The sequence below is a fragment of the Enterobacter mori LMG 25706 genome (assembly GCF_000211415.1).
Lineage (GTDB): Bacteria > Pseudomonadota > Gammaproteobacteria > Enterobacterales > Enterobacteriaceae > Enterobacter > Enterobacter mori.
In genome coordinates this window covers 275,300-283,554 of sequence record NZ_GL890780.1, presented here as the reverse complement: position 1 = coordinate 283,554, position 8,255 = coordinate 275,300, and the positions used below count along the sequence as shown (strand labels likewise).

At 53.4% G+C, this 8,255-nt stretch carries 8 protein-coding genes and 1 pseudogene; 5 read left to right on the top strand and 4 right to left on the bottom strand.

Translation table 11 applies throughout. From position 1 onward, the window contains the following. Positions 1 to 55 precede the first annotated feature (55 nt). The 4 genes and pseudogenes from ENTMO_RS0119510 to ENTMO_RS26740 all read right to left on the bottom strand — a co-directional run. A complete protein-coding gene (locus ENTMO_RS0119510; protein ID WP_010435145.1) occupies positions 56 to 1,096 on the bottom strand; it encodes an NADP(H)-dependent aldo-keto reductase in 1,041 nt (346 codons plus the stop codon). 132 nt (positions 1,097 to 1,228) lie between these two features. Further along, positions 1,229 to 1,447: a YgdI/YgdR family lipoprotein gene (locus tag ENTMO_RS0119500; protein WP_010435144.1), complete on the bottom strand. Its 219-nt coding sequence runs from the start codon at positions 1,445 to 1,447 to the stop codon at positions 1,229 to 1,231. A gap of 129 nt (positions 1,448 to 1,576) precedes the next feature. Then, complete coding sequence (mutH, locus tag ENTMO_RS0119495; RefSeq protein WP_010435143.1) at positions 1,577 to 2,269, bottom strand: DNA mismatch repair endonuclease MutH; 693 nt, start codon at positions 2,267 to 2,269, stop codon at positions 1,577 to 1,579. 154 nt (positions 2,270 to 2,423) lie between these two features. Further along, positions 2,424 to 2,498: pseudogene (locus ENTMO_RS26740) on the bottom strand (hypothetical protein); the annotation flags it as partial. A gap of 454 nt (positions 2,499 to 2,952) precedes the next feature. Here ENTMO_RS26740 and rppH point away from each other — a divergent pair. The 5 genes from rppH (at position 2,953) to ENTMO_RS0119470 (ending at position 8,253) form a co-directional block, all read left to right on the top strand. Then, positions 2,953 to 3,483, top strand: a complete 531-nt coding sequence (rppH, locus tag ENTMO_RS0119490) for an RNA pyrophosphohydrolase (RefSeq protein WP_010435142.1) — start codon at positions 2,953 to 2,955, stop codon at positions 3,481 to 3,483. Between the two features lie 12 nt (positions 3,484 to 3,495). After that, positions 3,496 to 5,742 (top strand): phosphoenolpyruvate--protein phosphotransferase, encoded by a 2,247-nt coding sequence (ptsP, locus tag ENTMO_RS0119485; RefSeq protein ID WP_010435140.1) that lies wholly within the window; start codon positions 3,496 to 3,498, stop codon positions 5,740 to 5,742. Between the two features lie 206 nt (positions 5,743 to 5,948). Further along, on the top strand, positions 5,949 to 6,824 hold the full coding sequence (lgt, locus tag ENTMO_RS0119480; RefSeq protein ID WP_010435139.1) for a prolipoprotein diacylglyceryl transferase: 876 nt from the start codon (positions 5,949 to 5,951) through the stop codon (positions 6,822 to 6,824). Between the two features lie 6 nt (positions 6,825 to 6,830). Further along, on the top strand, positions 6,831 to 7,625 hold the full coding sequence (gene thyA / locus ENTMO_RS0119475; RefSeq protein WP_010435137.1) for a thymidylate synthase: 795 nt from the start codon (positions 6,831 to 6,833) through the stop codon (positions 7,623 to 7,625). Positions 7,626 to 7,809: 184 nt separating this feature from the next. Then, positions 7,810 to 8,253: a prepilin peptidase-dependent protein gene (locus ENTMO_RS0119470; RefSeq protein ID WP_029485181.1), complete on the top strand. Its 444-nt coding sequence runs from the start codon at positions 7,810 to 7,812 to the stop codon at positions 8,251 to 8,253. Positions 8,254 to 8,255: the final 2 nt, after the last annotated feature.

Below are 8,255 nucleotides of genomic sequence, written 5' to 3'. Positions count from 1 at the left end.
CAGGGAGAGGGGGCAAACCCTAAAAACGGCAACGTGTGTTGCCGTTTTGCTTTTATTACGGTGCAGGATAAGTATAAACCTGATGCACCGCTTCAATCTCCGCTAACACCTCCTCACTCAGGTTCAGATTGAAACTCTCAATATTGGTTTTCAACTGTTCCATAGTGGTCGCGCCCAGCAGGGTGCTGGCAACAAACGGCTGACGCCGCACAAAGGCCAGCGCCATCTGCGCAGGGTCAAGACCGTGACGCTTCGCGATATCCACATAGGCCGCAACGGCTTTCTGCGTTTGCTCACCGCTGTAGCGGGTAAAGCGGCTGAAGAGCGTGTTACGCGCCCCGGCAGGCTTCGCGCCGTTAAGGTATTTGCCCGTCAGCGTGCCGAAGCCGAGACAGGAATAGGCCAGCAGCTCCACCTCTTCATACTGCGTCACTTCCGCCAGACCGACCTCATAGCTGCGGTTCAGCAGGCTGTACGGGTTCTGGATGGTGACGATGCGCGGGAGATCGTGTTTATCGGCAAGGTGCAGATAACGCATCACGCCAAATGCCGTTTCGTTAGACACGCCGATGTAGCGGATTTTCCCCGCGCGCTGGCACTCGGTCAGCGCTTCCAGCGTTTCCAGTAGCGTAACGGCGGGCGCGCTCTCGTTCCAGCTGTAGCCGAGCTTGCCAAAGCAGTTAGTCGGACGCTGCGGCCAGTGTACCTGGTAGAGATCGAGATAGTCGGTTTGCAGACGCTTCAGGCTGGCATCCAGCGCGGCGCGAATATTCTTACGATCGAGGATCTGGTTTGGGCGGATCCCGGCATCGTTATTACGAGAGGGGCCGCTGACTTTTGAGGCGATAACGAGCTTTTCGCGATTGCCGCGTTTTGCCAGCCAGTTTCCCACATAAGTTTCAGTCAGCCCCTGCGTTTCCGGACGGGGAGGAACAGGGTACATCTCTGCGACGTCAATCAGGTTAATACCCTGGCTGACGGCGTAATCGAGTTGTGCATGGGCATCGGCTTCGCTGTTTTGTTCACCAAATGTCATCGTGCCCAACCCCAGTTGGCTTATCTCCAGAGCGCTATGGGGGATACGGTGATAATGCATAGCCGGCTTCCTTCATTAAACATACGGACGCGTCAGGAACTTCCCGACAAAGGAATATAAACATGGCAGAGGGGAAGCAAAAGGGGAAGGGAAAAATCAAAAAGGCCAGCAAGCGACTGACCTTTAACGGGTTTAGCGCTCGATAATTTGCGAGACTTCGTCGCGGTTAATCTGCATTTTATTCCCTGCCGGGTCGCGGTAACTCACCAGCCCGGTATCGTCGTCGACTTCGGGTTTACCATCGGTCAGGATCATCCGACCATCTTTTGTAGACATAACATAATCACTGCTACAGCCCGATACCGCAAACGCCAACCCGACTGCAGAAATTAACACTGCCCATTTTTTCATCGTTATCGTCCTCACCTGGCTTGTATTAAATCATAGTGTAGTAATAACCTGATATGACGAAAGCAGGAAGTAGTAAAATCTTAAAAACCAGGTGATTATGTTTGATAGCTCGCAAAATTCGTTAAAAACCTACGTTTTTAGTAAGAAATGGCGTGCGAGCAGCGTGCCAGTGAAATTCTTTTTGAGATAAAAGCCGCGAGGCAACGTCAGGATCGGCTCGCCATGAGCGCCGATCGCTTCGGTAAGGGCCTTGCTGTTGGCCGCCTTTGGACGCAGCTGCAACACCTCACCATGACGGGCGGTGATGCGCTCAACCTGCCCAAGGACGATCATGTCCATTAACTCTTCCCAGTCCAGACGCAACTGCTGCTCTTCGTCTTCATCAGGGCTCCAGAGCAGCGGCGCGCCCACCCGCCGTTCGGCTAGCGGGATCTGCCGTTCACCTTCCACCGGAACCCACAGTACGCGTTTCAGTTTATGACGTACGTGGCTGGTTTCCCAGGTTACGCCGGTATTGCCGGTTAACGGCGCCACGCAGACAAACGTGGTTTCCAGCGGTCTTCCCTGCCTGTCGATGGGGATCGTTTTTAACTCCACGCCCAGTGCGGCGAAATCTTGTTCTGGCTTACTGCCCGCGCTGGCACCTAACCACAGTTCCAGCAGCATGCCGATCCAGCCCTTGTCTCTTTTTAGATCGTCAGGGATCGGTAGACCCGCCATTGCCGCCAGATCGCCAAGCGAATAGCCTGCCAGGCGCTGCGCCTGAGTCAGCAACTCGGTTTCGCTGGAGGGGGGGGTAAACAAGGGAGCAAGCGGAAGCATGACGGTAACCTTCTGATTAAAAAATAAACTAAGAAATTATCCCTTGTGGATAGAGTCTACCGTTTTCTGTACGAATAATCCATGTGTATGATTTATAGGTTTTTTTACTACTGTAAAATTATTGTGTCCGCGGCTAAAAACAGGTTGTTCAAATCTGGTCACTGACAATAAACAGGATCTTACACCCTGTTATCCACAGAAAAGTGGGATAACTGGGAATAACCCACACTACTGTTTCGATTTACAGCCTTGACGTGCGACGAAAATCGAATTTTCAGACAAATTGTGCCTAACTTATTGGCACAATCTGTGGATAAAACCGACGCTGTTCGATCTTTCATCAGTACAACGATCGCTGATGTGATGATCGTCACGTTATCCGTTCTGGTATCAATAATTAAAGGTATAACCTAATGAAAAATAGCATTTTTTATAATGAGCGGTGTAAACGGCTTTAAACGACGATTCAGGTTGTTCATCGGTAATTCCATACTTCTTCACAACCATATCCACAGAAAAGGTGAATAAAATTGCCCTTACGGTCCTTCATCTGTTTATAACTCCCCACATATTTGTGAGTTATTCAAATGTTATTAGGTTGCAAGCCTGTAAGAGAGTGGTTTACCGCCTCCCTGTAGTGTGAAACAATCATTCATATATAAGGTTTAGTTTGGGGTAGTCCGGTGATTGATGACGATGGCTACCGCCCGGACGTAGGAATAGTAATTTGTAATCGTCTGGGTCAGGTCATGTGGGCCCGTCGATATGGTCAGCACTCCTGGCAATTCCCGCAAGGCGGGATCAACCCAGGAGAGTCCCCAGAACAAGCGATGTACCGGGAGCTGTTTGAAGAGGTCGGTTTAAGCCGAAAAGATGTTCGCATCCTGGCTTCGACCCGCAACTGGTTGCGTTACAAGTTACCGAAACGTTTGGTGCGTTGGGACACAAAGCCGGTTTGTATCGGCCAGAAACAGAAGTGGTTTCTTCTGCAGTTGGTGGGCAACGATTCAGATATCAACATGCAAACCAGCAGTACGCCGGAGTTTGATGGCTGGCGTTGGGTGAGCTATTGGTATCCTGTTCGTCAGGTCGTGTCATTTAAGCGCGATGTTTACCGTAGGGTGATGAAAGAGTTCGCAAGTGTTGTCATGCAGCTTCAGGAGATCCCGCCTAAGCCGCAAAGCGCACCTGCCTGGCGACGTAAAAGAGGTTAAGCTACGCAAATCATGCTCACCCGCTTGCGCGAAATAGTCGAGAAGGTCGCCAGTGCGCCTCGCCTGAACGAGGCGCTGAATATTCTGGTGACTGATATCTGTCTGGCGATGGAAACCGACGTTTGTTCGGTGTATCTGGCCGACCATGACCGGCGTTGCTATTACCTGATGGCGACTCGTGGTTTGAAAAAACCACGAGGCCGCACCGTTACGCTTGCTTTTGATGAAGGTATTGTTGGGCTGGTTGGTCGTCTGGCCGAACCCATTAACCTTGCTGATGCGCAAAAACGCCCTAGCTTCAAATATATTCCTTCCGTAAAAGAAGAACGCTTCCGCGCCTTCCTGGGCGTGCCGATTATCCAGCGTCGTCAGTTGCTTGGCGTTCTCGTTGTTCAGCAGCGGGAACTGCGCCAGTACGATGAAAGCGAAGAGTCATTCCTTGTGACGCTTGCCACGCAGATGGCCGCCATCCTCTCTCAGTCTCAGCTTGCTGCCCTGTTTGGCCAGTATCGTCACACGCGCATACGTGCGCTCCCTGCGTCACCGGGTGTGGCAATCGCCGAAGGCTGGATGGACGCCACGTTGCCGCTGATGGAGCAGGTTTACGAGGCCTCGACGCTTGATGAAGCGCTCGAACGCGAGCGTCTTACCGCTGCACTGGAAGAGGCTTCCAACGAATTTCGCCGCTACAGCAAACGCTTTGCTGCGGGTGCGCAAAAAGAGACGGCGGCGATCTTTGACCTCTATTCACACCTGCTTTCTGATGCGCGTCTGCGCCGTGAGCTTTTCGCGGAAGTGGATAAAGGTTCGGTGGCCGAATGGGCCGTTAAAAAAGTCATTGAAAAATTTGCCGAGCAGTTTGCGGCACTGACCGATGGTTATTTGAAGGAGCGTGCCGGGGATTTACGCGCGCTGGGGCAGCGTTTGCTGTTCCATCTTGATGACACCATTCAGGGCGCGAATGCCTGGCCAAAGCGGTTTGTGCTGGTAGCAGATGAACTTTCAGCGACGACGCTGGCAGAGCTACCGCAAGACAGGCTCGCTGGGGTCGTGGTGCGCGATGGTGCCGCCAACTCTCATGCTGCCATCATGGTGCGCGCGCTCGGTATTCCAACCGTCATGGGGGCCGATATCCAGCCCTCGGTGCTCCACCGCCGCACGCTGGTGGTGGATGGCTATCGCGGTGAACTGCTGGTCGATCCTGAGCCCGTACTGCTGCAGGAATACCAGCGTCTCATTAGTGAAGAGAATGAATTAAGCAAGCTGGCAGAAGATGACGTCAACCTGCCCGCGCAGCTCAAAAGCGGTGAGCGGATCAAAGTCATGCTCAACGCCGGGTTAAGCCCCGAGCACGAAGAGAAGCTCGGCAGCCGCATCGACGGTATCGGCTTATACCGCACTGAAATTCCGTTCATGCTGCAAAGCGGCTTCCCGTCAGAAGAGGAACAGGTGGCGCAGTATCAGGGGATGCTGCAGATGTTTAATGACAAACCGGTCACGCTGCGCACGCTGGACGTCGGGGCGGATAAACAGCTGCCGTACATGCCAATCAGTGAAGAAAACCCGTGTCTGGGCTGGCGCGGGATCCGCATCACGCTCGACCAACCGGAGATCTTCCTGATCCAGGTTCGTGCCATGCTGCGTGCAAATGCGGCAACGGGCAACCTCAGCATTTTATTGCCGATGGTCACCAGTATTGACGAGATCGACGAAGCAAAACGCTTGATCGAACGTGCGGGCCGCGAAGTGGAAGAGATGATCGGCTATGCGATCCCTAAACCACGTATTGGCGTGATGCTCGAAGTGCCGTCGATGGTCTTTATGCTGCCGCAGCTGGCAAACCGCGTTGATTTTATCTCCGTCGGGACCAACGATTTAACGCAGTACATACTGGCCGTTGATCGAAATAACACGCGCGTCGCGAGTATCTATGACAGCCTGCATCCGGCAATGCTCCGGGCACTCGCCATGATTGCCCGTGAAGCGGAGCAGCACGGTCTTGACTTGCGTCTGTGTGGTGAAATGGCGGGCGATTCGATGTGCGTCGCCATCCTGATTGGCCTTGGCTTCCGTCACCTGTCCATGAACGGCCGTTCTGTCGCGCGCGTGAAGTATCTGTTGCGTCATATTGAAATAGAAGATGCCCGCGAGTTGGCGGAACGCAGTCTTGACGCACAGATGGCAACCGAAGTACGGCATCAGGTTGCGGCGTTTATGGAACGACGCGGCATGGGTGGCCTAATTCGCGGCGGCCGCTAATTTGCATTTCTCCCTCTCCCTGTGGGAGAGGGCCGTGGCGAGGGCATCAGGCCGCACAATACCCTATACACATCTTTTACATCTCAGGCGCATCCTCCTTGCCTGCCTTATGCTATGATTCGCAACTTTGGAGCCTCTGCGACACGCAGAAGCGCATTTCTACCGCTGTCCACTTTCAGCGGAATAACAACATCTTGTGGTGACAGATGAACAGTGGTTATCTGCATTTTCCGGAATTTGATCCGGTTATTTTCTCAGTAGGACCTGTCGCGCTGCACTGGTACGGTTTGATGTACCTGGTGGGCTTCATTTTTGCGATGTGGCTTGCGGGCCGTCGCGCGGGTCGTCCCGGCAGTGGCTGGACGAAGAATGAAGTTGAGAACCTGCTGTATGCTGGCTTCCTCGGGGTATTCCTCGGCGGGCGTATTGGCTATGTCCTGTTCTATAACTTCCCGGTATTCCTCAACGATCCGCTCTATCTGTTCCGCGTCTGGGATGGGGGAATGTCCTTCCACGGTGGCCTGATTGGTGTGATCCTGGTGATGGTGATCTTTGCCAAACGCACCAAACGCAACTTCTTCCAGGTGGCTGATTTTATTGCTCCATTGATCCCATTCGGGCTGGGAGCTGGGCGTCTGGGTAACTTTATCAACGGCGAACTGTGGGGCCGTGTTGACCCGAGCGTGCCGTATACGATGCTCTTCCCGGGCTCTCGTGCAGAGGATATCGCGCTGCTGCCATCGCATCCGGAGTGGCAATCCATTTTCGATACCTACGGTGTTCTGCCGCGCCATATGTCCCAGCTTTATGAGCTGGCGCTGGAAGGTGTGGTGCTGTTTATCATCCTGAACCTCTTCATCCGCAAGCCGCGTCCTATGGGGGCTGTCTCCGGTCTGTTCCTGATCGGCTACGGTGCGTTCCGCATCATCGTTGAATTCTTCCGTCAGCCGGATGCACAGTTCACCGGCGAGTGGGTGCAGTACATCAGCATGGGGCAGATCCTCTCCATTCCGATGATTGTCGCGGGTGCCATTATGATGATTTGGGCGTATCGTCGTCGTCCACAGCAACAAATTTCCTGAGGAACCATGAAACAGTATCTTGAATTGATGAAAAAAGTGCTCGATGAGGGCACGCCGAAAAATGACCGCACCTGTACCGGTACGCTCTCCATTTTTGGCCACCAGATGCGCTTTAATCTGCAAGAAGGCTTCCCTCTGGTGACGACGAAGCGCTGCCATCTGCGCTCGATCATTCATGAACTGCTCTGGTTCCTGCAAGGCGATACCAACGTTGCCTATCTGCATGAAAACAACGTCTCTATCTGGGACGAATGGGCAGATGAAAACGGCAACCTGGGCCCGGTTTACGGTAGGCAGTGGCGTGCATGGCCAACGCCTGACGGTCGCCATATTGACCAGATCACCACCGTGATGAACCAGCTGAAAAATGACCCGGATTCGCGCCGAATCATCGTTTCCGCCTGGAACGTGGGTGAACTGGACAAAATGGCGCTGGCACCCTGCCACGCGTTCTTCCAGTTCTATGTGGCGGATGGCAAGCTCTCCTGCCAGCTTTATCAGCGTTCTTGCGACGTGTTCCTCGGTCTGCCGTTTAACATCGCCAGCTATGCGCTGTTAGTTCACATGATGGCGCAGCAGTGCGATCTCGACGTGGGCGATTTCGTCTGGACGGGTGGGGACACCCATCTCTACAGCAACCACATGGAGCAGACGCATCTCCAGCTGACTCGCGAACCGCGTGCGTTGCCGAAGCTGATTATTAAACGTAAACCAGACTCGATCTTCGATTACCGCTTTGATGATTTTGAGATTGAGGGTTACGACCCGCATCCCGGCATCAAAGCGCCCGTCGCTATCTGATACGGCAGATACTCACACAACCGGTGCTTTTTAGCGCCGGTTTTTTTTCGTTCTCGATTTGTTTTACGAGCCGTTTTCCAGAGACGCTGCAACGTCCTGCAACAGTCGACATTCACTGGATGACGGCTCGTAAAAACCTGATTTGCCCCTCGCTGCTTTTCCCGCATTTCGCCACACTCCCGGCATGAAAAAAGAGAACGGCTTTACGCTTATCGAAACCCTGGTGGCCATTTCGCTGGTCGTGATCCTGGGCGCAACGGGTTTATACGGCTGGGACAGTTGGCAACGACAGCAGCGGCTCTGGCAAACCGCCGTACAGATACGCGACTACCTGGTGTTTCTTCGCAACGATGCGAATCGGCACAATCGTGACCACCTCATTACGCTTCAGCGGGATGAGGCTGGCGTCTGTCTGTTGAGTTCTGTCGTACAAGGCTGTGTGAAGGAGAGTGCCTTTGTGCTGATTCCACTTTGGGCTGACGTCACCATAAGTGAGTTAACACCCTCATTAGGGTTCTATGGATTAAGAGATACAGCGTGGGCAGGGCGGATACGTGTGAACAGCCGTGCAGGAGAATGGCTGATAATTGTCTCAAATGGAGGGCGCATCAGGATGTGCAATGCTTGAGA

Coding starts and splice junctions, on each gene's coding strand:
- ENTMO_RS0119510 (WP_010435145.1), bottom strand. CDS start 1,096: ATGCATTATCACCGTATCCCCCATAGCGCTCTGGAGATAAGCCAACTG.
- ENTMO_RS0119500 (WP_010435144.1), bottom strand. CDS start 1,447: ATGAAAAAATGGGCAGTGTTAATTTCTGCAGTCGGGTTGGCGTTTGCG.
- mutH (WP_010435143.1), bottom strand. CDS start 2,269: ATGCTTCCGCTTGCTCCCTTGTTTACCCCCCCCTCCAGCGAAACCGAG.
- ptsP (WP_010435140.1), top strand. CDS start 3,496: ATGCTCACCCGCTTGCGCGAAATAGTCGAGAAGGTCGCCAGTGCGCCT.
- lgt (WP_010435139.1), top strand. CDS start 5,949: ATGAACAGTGGTTATCTGCATTTTCCGGAATTTGATCCGGTTATTTTC.
- thyA (WP_010435137.1), top strand. CDS start 6,831: ATGAAACAGTATCTTGAATTGATGAAAAAAGTGCTCGATGAGGGCACG.
- ENTMO_RS0119470 (WP_029485181.1), top strand. CDS start 7,810: ATGAAAAAAGAGAACGGCTTTACGCTTATCGAAACCCTGGTGGCCATT.